Genomic DNA, 14,024 nt, shown 5'->3' with positions numbered 1-14,024 from the left:
ATCAGGCTACCGTTGAGTTCTGTAGTTCGACCATGGCGTCGAGGGTGGTGCCGGGGGCCGCGAATTCGGCCTCGATGCAGGCGCGCGCCTCCGGCGAGACGATCAGGCCGACCGCCTGGCGGCGCATGGCGTCCGCCGCGTCGACTTCGCCGCAGCCGGCCAGCAGTTCGAGCAGCAGGCGCACTTCGGCCATGTAGTTGTAGACCGTGGCCAGCAGGTCGGACATGCCTTCGTCGGTGAGCAGCTGAAGCTGGGCGACGTGGGCGTTGACTTCGCCCGCGTAGGCGGCCAGGTGTTTTTCCGGTGCGGGCAAGTAGTTGCGCGCCAGCGCGTAGTCGCCGCAGGCCATCATCGACGTCAGCGCCGAGTTGGCGCATTCGGCGGCCAGCGCGGCCGGCAACTGCTTGAACAACAGCCAGGTATTTTGCAAGTCACCCAGTTTGTCGTTGATGGCGCGGATGTCGTTGAAGAGGATGGCGTCGCCGCCGTCGGCCAGCAGGCGCTCGGTGAGGCGCTGGCGCAGCTCGACCAGCGCTTGCCGTGCCGGCAGGTGTTCCTCGGCCAGCTTGGCCCAGGCGCTCAGCACATAGGACAGCCGCAGCGGCGCCACTTCCGTGTCCCGCACGGACGTGGCGTCGAACAGCCAGACATAGTCCTTCAGGGCGGCGTCGAACTCGCCGGCGGAATGGGCACCCCAGGCGCGCTCCAGAACTTCATGAACATTATCCATTAGTACCTCTTATGAGATGAATGGACATTCTATTACGGATTTCGGGGGATCAGGCGCCGAGCTGGCGGTCTATTGCGCCGCTGATCTCCGCTTCGAGGCGTTGATGCGAGCGGCTTTGCATGGCGTCGCCCAGCATCACCAGCACCGGACCGTGCGCTTCGCCCAGGCCCAGGGCCAGCGCGGCGATGGTCAGGCGGCGGATGCGCTGGTCCGGGCGGCTGCAGTTTTCGATGACGACGACCGGGGTGTCCGGACGGTGGCCGTGCGCCAGCAGGCGTTCGGCGGTGGCGATGGCTTCGCGTCCGCCCATGTACTGCACCAGCGTGTCGGTGTCGGGAATGGCGTCGTGGTGGGCCTCGTCCGGCGCGGTCGAGGAGGTGAAAAAGGCCACGCTGCGGGCCACGCCGCGTTTTGTCAGCGGTTGCTTGCTGGCGGCGGCCGCGGCGACCGCGGTGGTGATGCCGGGGACGATTTCCACGTCGATGCCGGCTTCCTCCAGCGCGCGCAACTCCTCGTCGGCGCGGCCGAACAGCATCGGATCGCCGCCTTTGAGGCGCACCACCAGCGCGTGGCGCCGGGCGTTGTCCACCAACTGTTGGTTGATGACTTGCTGCGCGGTCGAGCGCTGGCCGCTGCGTTTGCCGACCGAGATTTTCTCGGCCTGCGGGCAAAGCTCCAGCATCTCCGGGGTCACCAGGGCGTCGTGCAGCACGACGCCGGCTTGCGCCAGCAGGCGCGCGCCGCGCAGGGTGATGAGGTCCTGGGCGCCGGGACCGGCGCCGATCAAATAGACTTTTCCGAGAGATGCCATTGCAATACCGTTTATTCCGAAAGGCGAATCATACCCGCCGCGACGGTCTGGTGGGTCACTTCGTCGATCAGAATAAAGGCGCCGGTGGCACGGATGTCGGCATAGGCGTCGGCCGCCAGCGGCTGCTGGACGGTCAGACCGATGCGGGCGATGTCGTTCAGCTTCAGTCCATCGGCGTCGTGGCGCTGCTGGGTGTTGATGTCCAACAGCGAGTCGATACCGGTGATCTTGGCCGAGGTCTGCTTGGTGCCGTGCTTGATCCAGTACTTGCGGCGCTGGTCCAGCGGCTCGTCGGACATCCAGCAGACGTCCGCCTTCAGGGTCTTGAGCAGGGTCGCCGGCTGCGCGACATTGGCCAGCAGGTCGCCGCGCGAGATGTCCAGGTACTCGTTCAGCAGCAAGGTGATCGACTGGCCGACCACCGCCGACTGGTGCGAGCCTTCCAGCGTGACGATGTCCTTGACGGTGGCGCTCTGGCCGGACGGCTGCACCACCAGCTTGTCGCCGACGCTGACCTTGCCGGCCTCGATGCGGCCCATGTAGCCGCGGAAGTCGTTGGCTTCGTGGCCGTTGTGGCGCGCCACCAGTTGCACCGGGAAGCGGAACGGCGCGTCATGCGATTCGTCGTACACCGACAGCGACTCGAGCAGCTCGATCAGGGTCGGGCCCTTGTACCAGCTCAGTTTTTCGCTGGCGTCGACGACGTTGTCGCCGCTCAGGGCCGACAGCGGGATCGGCGTGATGTCCTTCAGGCCCAGGGTGGCGGCGAATTCGCCGTAGGCCTTGACGATGCGGTCGTAGATCGCCTGGTCGTAGTTCACCAGGTCCATCTTGTTGACGGCGACGACCACGTGCTCGATCTGCAGCAGGTGGGCGATGGTCGAGTGGCGTTTGGTCTGGATCAGCAGATCGACGCCGCCATCCTCGCGCAGCTTCACTTTCGAGACGTCGATCAGGATGATGACGGCATCGGCGGTCGAGGCGCCGGTCACCATGTTGCGGGTGTACTGCTCGTGACCCGGCGTGTCGGCGATGATGAACTTGCGCTTCGGCGTGGCGAAGTAGCGGTAGGCCACGTCGATGGTGATGCCCTGTTCGCGCTCCGCTTCCAGGCCGTCGGTCAGCAGCGACAGGTCGACGGCGTCGCCGACGGTGCGCTTGTGCTTGGAGCGCGACATCGCGTCCAGCTGGTCGGCGAAGATGCCTTTGCTGTCGAACAGCAGGCGGCCGATCAGCGTGGATTTGCCGTCGTCGACGGAACCGGCGGTGATGAAGCGCAGCAGGCCGCGCTCCGTCTGGGTGGCTACATTATTGGTGCTAGCGTTCATCAGAAGTATCCTGCTTTTTTACGTTTTTCCATCGAGGCCTCGGAGGTCTGGTCGTCCATCCGGGTGGCGCCGCGTTCGGTGATCTGGGTGATGGCGGTTTCGGCGATGATCGCCTCGACCGTCGCCGCGTCCGACGACACCGGGCAGGTGCACGAGATGTCGCCCACGGTGCGGAAGCGCACCACCTGGGTTTCGACGGTCTCGCCTTCGCGCGGCGGGGTCAGGTCGGTCAGCGGCACCAGCAGGCCGTTGCGCGGGATGACCTTGCGTTCGTGGGCGAAGTAGATCGGCGGCAGTTCCAGCTTTTCGCGGGCGATGTACTGCCACACATCGAGTTCGGTCCAGTTCGAGATCGGGAACACGCGCATGTTCTCGCCCGGATGCACGCGGGTGTTGTACAGGTCCCACAATTCAGGGCGCTGCGATTTCGGGTCCCACTGGCCGAATTCGTCGCGGAAGGAGAAGATGCGCTCCTTGGCGCGGGCCTTTTCCTCGTCGCGGCGGGCGCCGCCGATGCAGGCGTCGAAGCCATGTTCGGCGATCGTCTCGAGCAGCGTGACCGCTTGCGCGGCGTTGCGCGAATCGGTTTGCGGATTACGCAGGCGCACCGTGCCTTTTTTGATCGAGTCCTCGACCGAGCCGACGATCAGGCGCTCGCCCAGTTCGGCCACGCGCTTGTCGCGGAAGGTGATCACCTCGGCGAAATTGTGGCCGGTGTCGACGTGCACCAGCGGGAACGGGAATTTACCGGGGCGGAAAGCCTTCTCCGCCAAACGCAGCAAGACCACCGAGTCCTTACCGCCCGAGAACAGCAGGGCGGGGTTGCTGCATTCGGCCGCCACTTCGCGCAGGATGTGGATCGCTTCCGACTCCAGGGCGTCGAGGTGGCGCGCGTTGACGTGTACGTTGTTGTTTTCAACTAAAGCGTTCATTGGACTAGCCTATTGTTTTTGTGGCGCGCATGAAGTCTTCTTCAGCTGCCACGGATTTAATACGTATGAGCTTACCATCTACCATATGCAGGCCGCACTCCTTGGAGTCCGGGTTTTCCCACCACCAGCGGCCGGCGCGCACATCCTCGCCCGGTTCCACCGCGCGGGTGCACGGCGCGCAGCCGATCGACGGATAGCCCTGGTCGTGCAGCGCGTTGTACGGCACGCCGTTGTCGCGGATGTAGTTCCAGACGTCTTCCTCCGACCAATCGGCCAGCGGATTAAACTTGGTCATGCCGTGCGCCGGGTCGTCCTCCTGCACGTGCAACTCAGCGCGGGTGGCCGATTGCGCGCGGCGCTGGCCGGTGACCCAGGCTTTTTTTCCGGCCAGGGCGCGGCCCAGCGGCTCGACCTTGCGGATGCGGCAGCACTCGCGGCGCATCTCGATGCTGTCGTAGAAGGCGTTGAGGCCATTCTGCGCGACGTAGGCGTCGACAGCTTCGGGTTGCGGCTTGTACAGCGCGATCTCGTAGCCGTCGTAATGCTCTTTCACCTTGTCGAGCATCGCCAGCGTTTCCGGATGCAGACGGCCGGTTTCAAGCGAGAAGATGCCGATATCCAGTTTGGATTTCAGGATCAAATCGGTCAGCACCATGTCTTCGGCCGCGAGGCTGGAGGCGAAGACCGCCGGGGAAAAATCGCTGGCGATGCGCGACAGCGTGGCGCTGCTGTCGGCAATCAGCTTGCTCAGGTCACTCATTCAAACTCCAATCAGATTCCGGCGCCGTCGTTGTTGGCGGCCGGGGCGGCGACACCCGAGGTGCGGGCGTGGCGGCGGTACAGCGGCAGCTTCTGGTCGACCGACGCCTGGTAGGTCTCCGAGAAATCGGACAGGCCCTTGAGCGCGTCGTGGATGCTGCGGTCCGGGCGCGTGGCGTAGGCGTTGAAGCCGACGCGCTGCATCTGGAACAGCTGGTCGCGCAGCACGTCGCCGATGGCCCGCAGTTCGCCGGTCCAGCCCAGGCGGATGCGCAGGTTGTAGGCGATCGAGTAGCCGCGGCCGTCGGTGAATTTCGGGAAGTCGACGGCGATGACGGCGAACTTGGACAGGTCGTCCTTGAGCGCTTCCGGACGTTCGTCGCTGGCGATCCAGACGCCGATCTCGCCGGCGGCGGCGCGCGCGGCCAGCAGCTCGCGCTGCACCAGCCACAGGCTTTGCGGCACGATCACTTTGCCCTCGGGGACGGCGACGGTGGCCGGGTCGATTTGCGGCGCGCCTTCGACCGGTTCGGCCAGGCGCAGCACTTGCCAATCGTCCTCGACGACTTCACGGCCCTTGATGATCAGATTTTTCGGTGCTTCAGACATATTCATCCTCTCCTACCAGGCGACCGGATTTCTCGGCGATCGGCGTGGCGTATACAAATTCCTTGAACGGTGCGACGCCGAGGCGCTGCGCGCAGGCGGCGAACGATTCGTCCTCGAAGCGCTCGCGCACATAGACCTGCAGCAGGCGGGCGATCACTTCCGGCATTTGCAGCGCGGAGAACGACGGTCCGATGATCTTGCCGATGGCGGAGTGGTTGCCCTGCGAGCCGCCGATCGACACCTGATACCATTCGCTGCCATCCTTGTCGACACCGAGCACGCCGATGCTGCCGACGTGGTGGTGGCCGCAGGCGTTGATGCAGCCGGAGATATTCAGCTCGATCTCGCCGATGTCGTGCTGGTAGTCGATGTCGTCGAAGCGCTCGGCGATGGCGGCGGCGATCGGGATCGACTTGGCGTTGGCCAGCGAGCAGAAGTCGCCGCCCGGGCAGCAGATCATGTCGGTCAGCAGGCCGATGTTCGGCGTCGCCAGGCCCTTGGCCTTGACTTGCTGCCACAAGGTGAACAACTGCGACTGTTCGACGTCTGCCAGCACGATGTTTTGCTCGTGCGTGACGCGCAGTTCGCCGAAGCTGTACTTGTCCGACAGGTCGGCCATGAAGTCGATCTGTTCGGCGGTGGCGTCGCCCGGCGGCACGCCGGTCTTTTTCAGCGACAGCACGACGGCGGCGTAGCCGGGCTGCTTGTGCGGCTTGACGTTGCGGCTGACCCAGTTGGCGAAGGCCTTGTTGCCGGCCGCCTCGGGCGCGGCGGTGACGTCGCGGTCGTCGAGCTGCTTGTAGGCCGGCGGCTGGAAGTAGTCGATCACGCGCTGCATCTCTTCGACGGTCAGCGTTTCCGGGCCGTCTTTGAGGTCGACCCATTCGGCTTCGACCTGGCGGGTGAATTCCTCGACGCCGATGGCCTTCAGCAGGATCTTGATGCGGGCCTTGTACTTGTTGTCGCGGCGGCCGTACTGGTTATACACGCGCATCACCGCTTCGGTGTAGGTCAGCAGGTGTTGCCACGGCAGGAATTCGCGGATCACGCTGCCCAGGATCGGGGTGCGTCCCATGCCGCCGCCGGCCATGAATTTGAAGCCGATCTCGCCGGCGTCGTTGCGCACCACGGTCAGGCCGATGTCGTGCACGGCGATGGCGGCGCGGTCCTCGACGGCGCCATTGATGGCGACCTTGAATTTGCGCGGCAGGGCGATGAATTCGGGGTGGAAGGTCGACCACTGGCGCAGCACCTCGGCGTACGGGCGCGGATCGATGATCTCGTCGGCGGCGACGCCGGCGTACGGATCGGACGTGGTGTTGCGGATGCAGTTGCCCGAGGTCTGGATGGCGTGCATCTCCACCGAGGCCAGGTCGCTGAGGATGTCCGGGGTCTGTTCCAGCTCGATCCAGTTAAACTGGATGTTCTGGCGGGTGGTGAAGTGGCCATAGCCGCGGTCATACTTGCGGGCGATGTGGGCGAACATGCGCATTTGCTTGGACGACAACAAACCGTAGGGCACGGCGATGCGCAGCATGTAGGCGTGACGTTGCATGTACAGGCCGTTCTGCAGGCGCAGCGGCACGAATTCGGCTTCGGTCAGCTCATCGGAGAGGCGGCGCCGTACCTGGTCGCGGTACTGTGCGATGCGTTCACGCACGATAAGATGGTCGTACTGGTCGTATTGATACATATTCTTCCTAGATAGTAGCTTGCTAGAATCCCCACACTAGCGCTAATAGTAATAAACTTCGTCTTTATTCCAAACGACTTAGTCTTTATTTGCTTATATAAGGATTGGGCATAAGCATGGACGCTAATAATTTTAAGATGGGCCAAGACTAGATGAACCTTCACCAACTGCGCTTCGTGCGCGAGGCCGTACGCCAGAACTACAACCTGACCGATGCCGCCAAGGCCCTGTTTACCTCGCAGCCCGGCGTGTCGAAGGCGATCATCGAGCTGGAGGAGGAGCTCGGCGTCGACATCTTCACCCGGCACGGCAAGCGCATACGCGGCCTGACCGAGCCCGGACGGCTGGTGCTGGAGTCGGTGGAGTTGATTATGCAGGAAATCGACAGCCTCAAGCGCATCGGCAAGGAATACGCGGCCCAGGACAGCGGCAGCTTCACCATCGCCACCACCCACACCCAGGCGCGCTACACCTTGCCGAAGGTGGTGCAGGCCTTCATGCTGAAGTTTCCGAAGGTGCGCTTGTCTTTATTGCAAGGAAATCCGCAGCAGATCGCCGAAATGGTCCAGCGCGACCAGGCCGACCTGGCCATCGCCACCGAATCCATCGCCGGCATCACTGGCCTGGTAACGTTGCCATGTTATCAATGGGAACATGTCGTGGTGGTCGCGCCGGACCATCCTTTGCTCAAATCGAAGCAGGTGACGCTGGAAGAAATTGCCGCATTCCCCATCATCACGTACGATGGCGCCTTCGCCGGCCGCAGCAAGATAGACCACGCGTTTTCCTTGCGCGGCCTGAAGCTGGATGTGTTGCTGGAGGCCATAGACGCCGATGTGATCAAGACCTATGTCGAGTTGGGCATGGGGATTGGTATCATAGCGGGTATGGCCTACGACGCCGAGCGCGACAAGAACCTGCGCGCCATCCCTGTCGGCCACCTGTTCGGCATGAATGTGTCGCGGGTGGCGGTCAAGCAGGGCGCCTATCTGCGCAGCTATATATATACCTTTATTGAACTGCTGGCCCCCACGCTCAACCGCAAGTTGATCGAGCAGGCCATGAGCGGTGAAAAAGAGCACTACGAACTGTAACTAGAAAGCACTACCATGATTACCAATCAGTTGGCACAATTCTATGCCGTCAATGCCGACAACTACGACCAGGTCTACGCGCGCGAAGAGCGCTTCGACGACCTGGACGACCTGCAGGAAATGGTCGCCGAGCTGTTCCAGGGCCACAAGGTGCTGGAGCTGGCCTGCGGCACCGCCTATTGGACCGATTTGATCGCCGAGGTGGCCGAATCCGTGCACGCCACCGATCTGCTGCCGGAAATGATCGCGCTGGCCGAGACGCGCGGCCTGGACGAGGACGTCGTGACCTTCGGCGTGATGGACGCGTTCAACCTGCCCGACGACTTGGAAGGCAAGTACACCGCCGTGTTCGCCGCCGGGCTGTGGACCCACGTCAAGCGCGAGGACCAGGAAAAATACCTGAAGACCCTGCGCGCCAAGCTGGGCAAGGACGTGATGCTGGTGCTGCTCGACGAGTCGTACGTCGACGGCGATACGATGGTGTTCGCGCGCACCGACCTGGAAGGCAACACCTTCCAGATCCTGACGGCCGACGACGGCCAGCGCTACGAGGTGATGCACAACTATCTGACCGACAGCACCTTGCGCAAGCGCTTCGCGGCGTCGGCCAAGCAGATCCGCATCGAGCGGCTACAGTACTATTACCTGCTGAGCTGCAAGCTGAAATAAGTTTGTTGTCAACGCTGCCGCGTTACCTTTTTTTTCACCACTGATGTTGATTTACAACAAATTGATGTTGTCACATTGTTGAAGTAATTGATAGGCATGATTCGCCCCGTGCAGCTTTCTTTCAACCTTCAGTAGAGAACATCAAGTGAAAAAACTTACTCTGGCAGCAATGATCATCGGCGGTTTCGCAGCGCAGGCGCAAGCTCAATCGAACGTAACGATCTACGGCATCGTCGATGCCGGTATCGTCAGCGAGCGCGGTGGCGCGGCCGGCAGCGTGACCAAAGTCACCAGCGGTATCGGCAGCCAGTCCCGTCTGGGTTTCCGCGGCACCGAAGATCTGGGCAATGGCTTGTCGGCCATCTTCCAGATCGAGACCGGCCTGAAAGTCGATGACGGCACCCTGGACAACACCAACAGCGCGCTGTTCAACCGCCAGGCGTTCGTCGGTCTGAAAAGCAAGGAAGCCGGCACCCTGACCCTGGGTCGCCAGTACACGATGCTGTACAACGCCATGAGCCAAGTGGCCGACCCGTTCGGCGCCGGCTACGCTGGCTCGATCAAGAACTTGTTCCCGGCCGCCGGCGCGAACACCCGCGTCAGCAACGCCGTCGTCTACGCCACCCCTGTCATGTCCGGTTTCAGCGCCGAAGCGCTGTACGCGCTGGGCGAGCAGGCCGGCAGCAGCGAAGCGGGCCGCCAGTTCGGCCTGGGCCTGAACTTCTCGCAAGCGGACCTGAACGCACGTCTGGTCTACAACAACCGTAACAACGACACCGTCGCCGTCGGCACCACCCCGGCAGTGAACCGCGACTCGGGCCGCAATACCTTGTTCGCGATCAACTACGACTTCAAAGTGGTCAAGGCTTACTTCGCCTACGGCGCCGACAAGGGCGTCAACAGCGCCGCGCTGCCGGTGGCCAACGCCTACGGCTACGCCGTCGCCCCGCGCGCCAGCCTGGACAGCAACGACATCCTGATCGGCGTGCAAGTGCCGGTCGGCAGCGGCACCATCATGGCGTCGGCGATCCGCAAGAACGACAAGACCAACTTCAACCAGGATGCAGATCAGTGGGCCGTGGGTTACCTGCACGCGCTGTCGAAGCGTACCGGTGCTTACATCGCCTATGCCAAGATCAAGAACAAGAACGGCGCCGGCTACACCGTGGGTAACAACAACGAAGCCGGTACGGGCGACAAAGCGTTCAACATCGGCGTGCGTCACACGTTCTAAGCGGTATCGACGGCGCTTTCCTGAGGCCGCAGCGGCAGCCGGATGATGATCCGGGTGCCGCCGTCGCTGAGGATGGAAATGTCGCCGTGCAGTGCCCAGACCCGTTCGCGCATCCCGATCAGGCCAAAGGACGATGCCTTGTCCATGTCGTGTTCGGCGATGCCGCGACCGTCGTCGTGTATTGAAATTTGCAGCGACGATTCCGAGCGTCGTAGCGACAGCTCGACGTTTTGCGCCTCCGCGTGCCGCGTGATGTTGGTCAGCGCTTCCTGCGCGATGCGGAAGATGGCCGTGCTGTAGGCGTCATCGAGTATCAGATCCTCTTCATTCGCGTGCAACCGGCAAGAGATGCCGTAGCGCGACACGAATTCCTGGCGCAGGCTTTCCAGCGCAAAATACAAACCGCCCTCGTCGAGCGCGCGCGGCCGCAGATTGCTGGCGATGCGCCGCAGCGATGTGATGGCCGACATCAGCAGCTCGTCCATGCCGGCCTGCAGCTTGCGCGCGGCCGGGTCGCCGCTCGATTGCTGCTGCAGCAGCGCCAGATCGACCCGCAACGTGGCCAGCAGCTGGCCGAGATCGTCATGCAGCTCGCGGGCGATGTGCTTGCGTTCCTCTTCCCGTATCGTCTGCAGCGCCGCCGACAGTTCGCGCAACTGCGAATACGATTGCTCCAGCTGCTCCTGCACCTGCTTGCGCTCGGTGATGTCGCGCAGGATGATGGTGTAGATCTGGTGGCCGTTTTCCGACAGCGACGAGATCGAGCCCTCGAGCGGGAAGTGCTGGCCGTTGGCCTTCATGCCGGTGACCGCGTAATCGCTGGCGCGCCGGCCCTTCATGCGCAGGCGGATGCCGGTCGAGCCGAAGTAGTGGGTGGCGGAGGTGCCGCCGGTATGGCGCTGGTCGCGCGGAATGAATTGTTGAAGCGGTACGCCCTCCATCGACTGCACGGTGGTGCCGAACATGGCGGCGGCCGACGGATTGGCTTGCAGGATGTGCTGGTTTTCGTCGGTGATGATGATGGCGTCGCTGGCGTGCTGGATGATGCCACGGCTGCGCTTGTGCGCGGCGGCGGACGAGCTGGAACACAACCACCCCATGCGCCACGACAGGCGGGCGAACAAGGCTGCGCCGACACTGATGACGGGCAGCTTGAATAACGATCTGGCTTGGCCGGGCATTTTCATGCGGCATCCCTCAGCCGGAAGAGGGGCGGCTGCAACACAGACAGTATTGCAGCCTGATTTTGCCCTCTTGATATGTCTCAATCCTGCGCCGGGCGCGCGCCATCTTCCCCTATCGGATCTTACATTTGCTTGAACAAATGCAGGAAGCTGCGGCTCACTTCCAGCTTGTCCGACTTCCCTTTGATCATGACCAGATGGCGGCCGCGGATGTCGCGGGTAACGCCTTCGATGGCGTTGACGTTGACCAGGGTCGCGCGGTGGATTTGCCAGAACAGCGCCGGATCGAGTTCCTCGGCGAGGTCGCGCACCGGCTTGCGGATCAGCGCCTCGTAGCGCTCGGTCTGCACGCAGGTGTATTTTTCGTCGGAGCGGAAGAACAGGATTTCCTCGACCGGAATCATGCGCAGGTCCTGGCCGATGCTGGCCTGTATCCATTGCAAATAGGCCGGCTTCGGCGCGGTGATTTTCTCCGCCAGTTGCGACAGCATCGCCGTCACGCTGGCGTTGACGTCGGCGGCCGGTTTGGTCAGGCGCGTCTTGAGGCGTTCGACGGTGATCTGCAAACGCTCCGGCTCCGGCGGTTTGAGCACATAGTCGACGGCGCCGCGTTCGAACGCCTCGACCGCGTAGGCGTCGTAGGCGGTCACGAAAACGATGTGACTTTTGTTGCCGATCACGGTGGCCGCTTCCATGCCGGTCTTGCCCGGCATGCGGATATCGAGAAACGTGAAGTCCGGCTTGAGCTGGTCGACCAGTTCGATCGCCTCGTCGCCGTTCTTGGCTTCGCCGATAATGTCCAGTTCGGGCCAGACCTGGCCCAGGCGCATGCGCAATTGGTCGCGCATCAAACGTTCGTCGTCGGCAATGATTGCTGTAGGCATGGGTGGTTTTAAGTTATTAAGTGTGGATGGCTATTTGGTCAATTATTCAACGAATCCGCGCAATAATCAATCGCTCTTATTTGGGCGCATGGGTGGTCTCTTTACTGGCCAGTTGATACGGCACCTCGATCGTGGCGATGACGCCGCTCGGGCTGTTGGCCGCGATCAGTAGCTGTCCCTGGTCGCCATGCAGCAGTTTCAGGCGTTCGCGGATGGTCATCAGGCCCAGTCCGGTGCCGTCGCTGGGCACGGCGCCAAAGCCCAGGCCGTCGTCGCTGACGATGACGCGCAGTTTGTTGTGGGCGACATCGGCGCGCACTTTGAGCGTGCCGCCTTGCGGCTTGGCTTCGAGGCCGTGCTTGATGGCGTTTTCCACCATCGACTGCAGCATCATCGGCGGGAACGCGGCGCTGCGCAGGCCGTCGGGGATGTCGAAGTCGACCGTCAGTCGTTCTTCCATGCGCATCTTCAGCAGGTTCAGATAGGCCACGACCATGTCGGCTTCGCGGCCGAGGTTGGTGATCAGCGCGTTGTCGCGCATTTGCGGCAGCACCGCGCGCAGGTATTTGATCAGGCTGCGCTGCATGGCCGAGGCGCGCGGCGGGTCCGTTTCGATCAGGTGCTCGACCGAGGCCAGCGTGTTGAACAAAAAGTGCGGTTCGACTTGGGCCTGCATCATTTGCATCTTCGCTTCACTAAGCTGGCGCTGCATGGATTCGCGTTCGACAGCGGCGTTGGCGGTCAGCGTTTCCGCCTCGGCGCGTTTTTTGCCGCCCATGAGCGCCTTGGTGCCAAACAGGGCCAGCACCAGCAAGGTGACGAAGCTGCGGAACCAGGTCGAGGCCTGGCCGTGGTAGCGGGCCACTTTCTGCTCGGCCGCGTCGTCGACCGCCTCTTCGATGGCGTTGGATAATTCCTCGCCGATTTGCGGCGGCAGATCGATGTGGACCTCTTCGCCAGGCAGGGTGGGCAGGGCGGGGACGGCCGGAGTGATGGTTTTGTCGGCCTTGCCGCTTTTGTCGTGGGGTGCCGCAGGTTCGGCCGGCTCGGCGGGCGCTTCGGGCGCCGCCGGTTCGGTCGGCGGGGCCGGCTCGGCCGGTTCGGCGCGGGGAGCGCCGTTCTCGTCCACACTGCTTTCAGCCTTCTCCGCATCCTTATTGCGCTTGCCGCGCATGTTGAAGCGAATGCCGCTGTCGTCGATCACGATATTGGTGTCGGCGCCTTTGCGTTTCTTGTCGCTGCGGACCAGTTCTTCTTGAACCGGGCTCGACGAAAACAGTTCGTCCTGAAGAATCGAGCCGGCGATCAGCATCAATACGGCGAACACCAGAAACTTCCACCACGACAACTGGGTCACCCAGGTGGCGGTCGCGTCGAAGCCGTGATGCAGCCAGGCGGCGGCCGTTTTCAGGGTGTCTTGCGTTTTAGGCATAGGAAACATGTAAGGCTTTCACTCTTGAGTACGAGGCAAGTGTAACGAGTTTTGTGACGGTGCAACTGTAACGGTGATGAGGGCGACGCGCCATGCCCATGCGACAGTCTGCAAGAAATAGGGATTGGACGGCGCGGGTAGGGGAACAGAAAATAGGTCTTGCCAAGCCTGCGGGCGCTTTGCTATAGTTCGCCTCCTCGCAAAACGGAGCACACAAAACAAGGTGTTGCAGAGTGAAGCGAGCGAAAGAAGAAGTAGTTTGAGGGGTTGACGAAATAAGCGAAACGCTTCATACTCTTTCTTCTGCGCTGACGAACAAAACGATTTGTCAAGCGTGCAAGCAGTACCAAACAAAGTTCTTTAAAAATTAACAGTCGATAAGTGTGGACGTTTGATGAAAGTGCACGCGGAGCCTCGGTTCCGCGATACTTAAAATATCAAATGTTCACAAGAAGTAATGAAATAGGCGCTATGAAAATAGTGGCCTGTCAGTATTTTGAGTGAGCGACCCGTCGGCAACGACGGTGCTACGAAAGTGGCAAATAAACAGAGATTAAACTGAAGAGTTTGATCCTGGCTCAGATTGAACGCTGGCGGCATGCCTTACACATGCAAGTCGAACGGCAGCGCGGGGCAACCTGGCGGCGAGTGGCGAACGGGTGAGT

General features: G+C 62.2%; 13 protein-coding genes and 1 rRNA gene. 4 read left to right on the top strand and 10 right to left on the bottom strand.

Annotated features, from left to right (window positions below):
• Position 1: 1 nt before the first annotated feature.
• From MRBLMU1_RS03740 to MRBLMU1_RS03710, 7 genes are read right to left on the bottom strand one after another with little or no spacing between them, the layout of a single operon-like run.
• Positions 2-730: a hypothetical protein gene (locus MRBLMU1_RS03740; protein ID WP_363497224.1), complete on the bottom strand. Its 729-nt coding sequence runs from the start codon at positions 728-730 to the stop codon at positions 2-4.
• Between the two features lie 49 nt (positions 731-779).
• Positions 780-1,541 carry a uroporphyrinogen-III C-methyltransferase gene (cobA, locus tag MRBLMU1_RS03735; RefSeq protein ID WP_363497221.1) on the bottom strand — a complete coding sequence of 254 codons (762 nt, stop codon included), beginning with the start codon at positions 1,539-1,541 and terminating at the stop codon, positions 780-782.
• Positions 1,542-1,552: 11 nt separating this feature from the next.
• Positions 1,553-2,869 carry a sulfate adenylyltransferase subunit 1 gene (locus MRBLMU1_RS03730; protein WP_363497218.1) on the bottom strand — a complete coding sequence of 439 codons (1,317 nt, stop codon included), beginning with the start codon at positions 2,867-2,869 and terminating at the stop codon, positions 1,553-1,555.
• The gene (gene cysD / locus MRBLMU1_RS03725) at positions 2,869-3,801 is read right to left on the bottom strand and encodes a sulfate adenylyltransferase subunit CysD (protein WP_363497215.1); all 933 of its coding nucleotides are present in this window, start codon (positions 3,799-3,801) and stop codon (positions 2,869-2,871) included. The genes MRBLMU1_RS03730 and cysD overlap by 1 nt, the downstream gene beginning before the upstream one ends.
• 4 nt (positions 3,802-3,805) lie before the next feature.
• On the bottom strand, positions 3,806-4,561 hold the full coding sequence (locus MRBLMU1_RS03720) for a phosphoadenylyl-sulfate reductase (protein WP_363497212.1): 756 nt from the start codon (positions 4,559-4,561) through the stop codon (positions 3,806-3,808).
• An 11-nt stretch (positions 4,562-4,572) separates the two neighbouring features.
• Positions 4,573-5,169: a DUF934 domain-containing protein gene (locus tag MRBLMU1_RS03715; protein WP_363497209.1), complete on the bottom strand. Its 597-nt coding sequence runs from the start codon at positions 5,167-5,169 to the stop codon at positions 4,573-4,575.
• Positions 5,162-6,862 (bottom strand): nitrite/sulfite reductase, encoded by a 1,701-nt coding sequence (locus MRBLMU1_RS03710; protein ID WP_363497206.1) that lies wholly within the window; start codon positions 6,860-6,862, stop codon positions 5,162-5,164. Before MRBLMU1_RS03710 ends, MRBLMU1_RS03715 begins: the two co-directional genes overlap by 8 nt.
• Positions 6,863-7,014: 152 nt before the next feature.
• Between MRBLMU1_RS03710 and MRBLMU1_RS03705 the strand changes: the two genes are divergently transcribed.
• From MRBLMU1_RS03705 to MRBLMU1_RS03695, 3 genes are all read left to right on the top strand, one after another.
• On the top strand, positions 7,015-7,956 hold the full coding sequence (locus MRBLMU1_RS03705) for a CysB family HTH-type transcriptional regulator (protein WP_363497203.1): 942 nt from the start codon (positions 7,015-7,017) through the stop codon (positions 7,954-7,956).
• A gap of 15 nt (positions 7,957-7,971) precedes the next feature.
• Positions 7,972-8,625 carry a class I SAM-dependent methyltransferase gene (locus tag MRBLMU1_RS03700; protein ID WP_315220939.1) on the top strand — a complete coding sequence of 218 codons (654 nt, stop codon included), beginning with the start codon at positions 7,972-7,974 and terminating at the stop codon, positions 8,623-8,625.
• A 169-nt stretch (positions 8,626-8,794) separates the two neighbouring features.
• Positions 8,795-9,859 (top strand): porin, encoded by a 1,065-nt coding sequence (locus tag MRBLMU1_RS03695; protein WP_363497803.1) that lies wholly within the window; start codon positions 8,795-8,797, stop codon positions 9,857-9,859.
• Here MRBLMU1_RS03695 and MRBLMU1_RS03690 read toward each other — a convergent pair.
• The 3 genes from MRBLMU1_RS03690 to MRBLMU1_RS03680 all read right to left on the bottom strand — a co-directional run bounded on the left by MRBLMU1_RS03690 (position 9,856) and on the right by MRBLMU1_RS03680 (position 13,368).
• On the bottom strand, positions 9,856-11,046 hold the full coding sequence (locus tag MRBLMU1_RS03690; RefSeq protein ID WP_363497199.1) for a PAS domain-containing sensor histidine kinase: 1,191 nt from the start codon (positions 11,044-11,046) through the stop codon (positions 9,856-9,858). The genes MRBLMU1_RS03695 and MRBLMU1_RS03690 overlap by 4 nt on opposite strands.
• Positions 11,047-11,165: 119 nt before the next feature.
• Positions 11,166-11,927 (bottom strand): LytR/AlgR family response regulator transcription factor, encoded by a 762-nt coding sequence (locus MRBLMU1_RS03685; RefSeq protein WP_363497196.1) that lies wholly within the window; start codon positions 11,925-11,927, stop codon positions 11,166-11,168.
• A gap of 76 nt (positions 11,928-12,003) precedes the next feature.
• Complete coding sequence (locus MRBLMU1_RS03680) at positions 12,004-13,368, bottom strand: sensor histidine kinase (RefSeq protein WP_363497193.1); 1,365 nt, start codon at positions 13,366-13,368, stop codon at positions 12,004-12,006.
• Between the two features lie 546 nt (positions 13,369-13,914).
• Here MRBLMU1_RS03680 and MRBLMU1_RS03675 point away from each other — a divergent pair.
• Positions 13,915-14,024: ribosomal RNA gene (locus MRBLMU1_RS03675) — 16S ribosomal RNA — on the top strand; the annotation flags it as partial.

The organism is Burkholderia sp. LMU1-1-1.1 (genome assembly GCF_040675865.1).
Classification (GTDB): Bacteria; Pseudomonadota; Gammaproteobacteria; order Burkholderiales; family Burkholderiaceae_D; genus Rugamonas.
The sequence above is the reverse complement of the archived record's forward strand: the minus strand, read 5'-3'. Positions and strand labels throughout refer to the sequence as shown.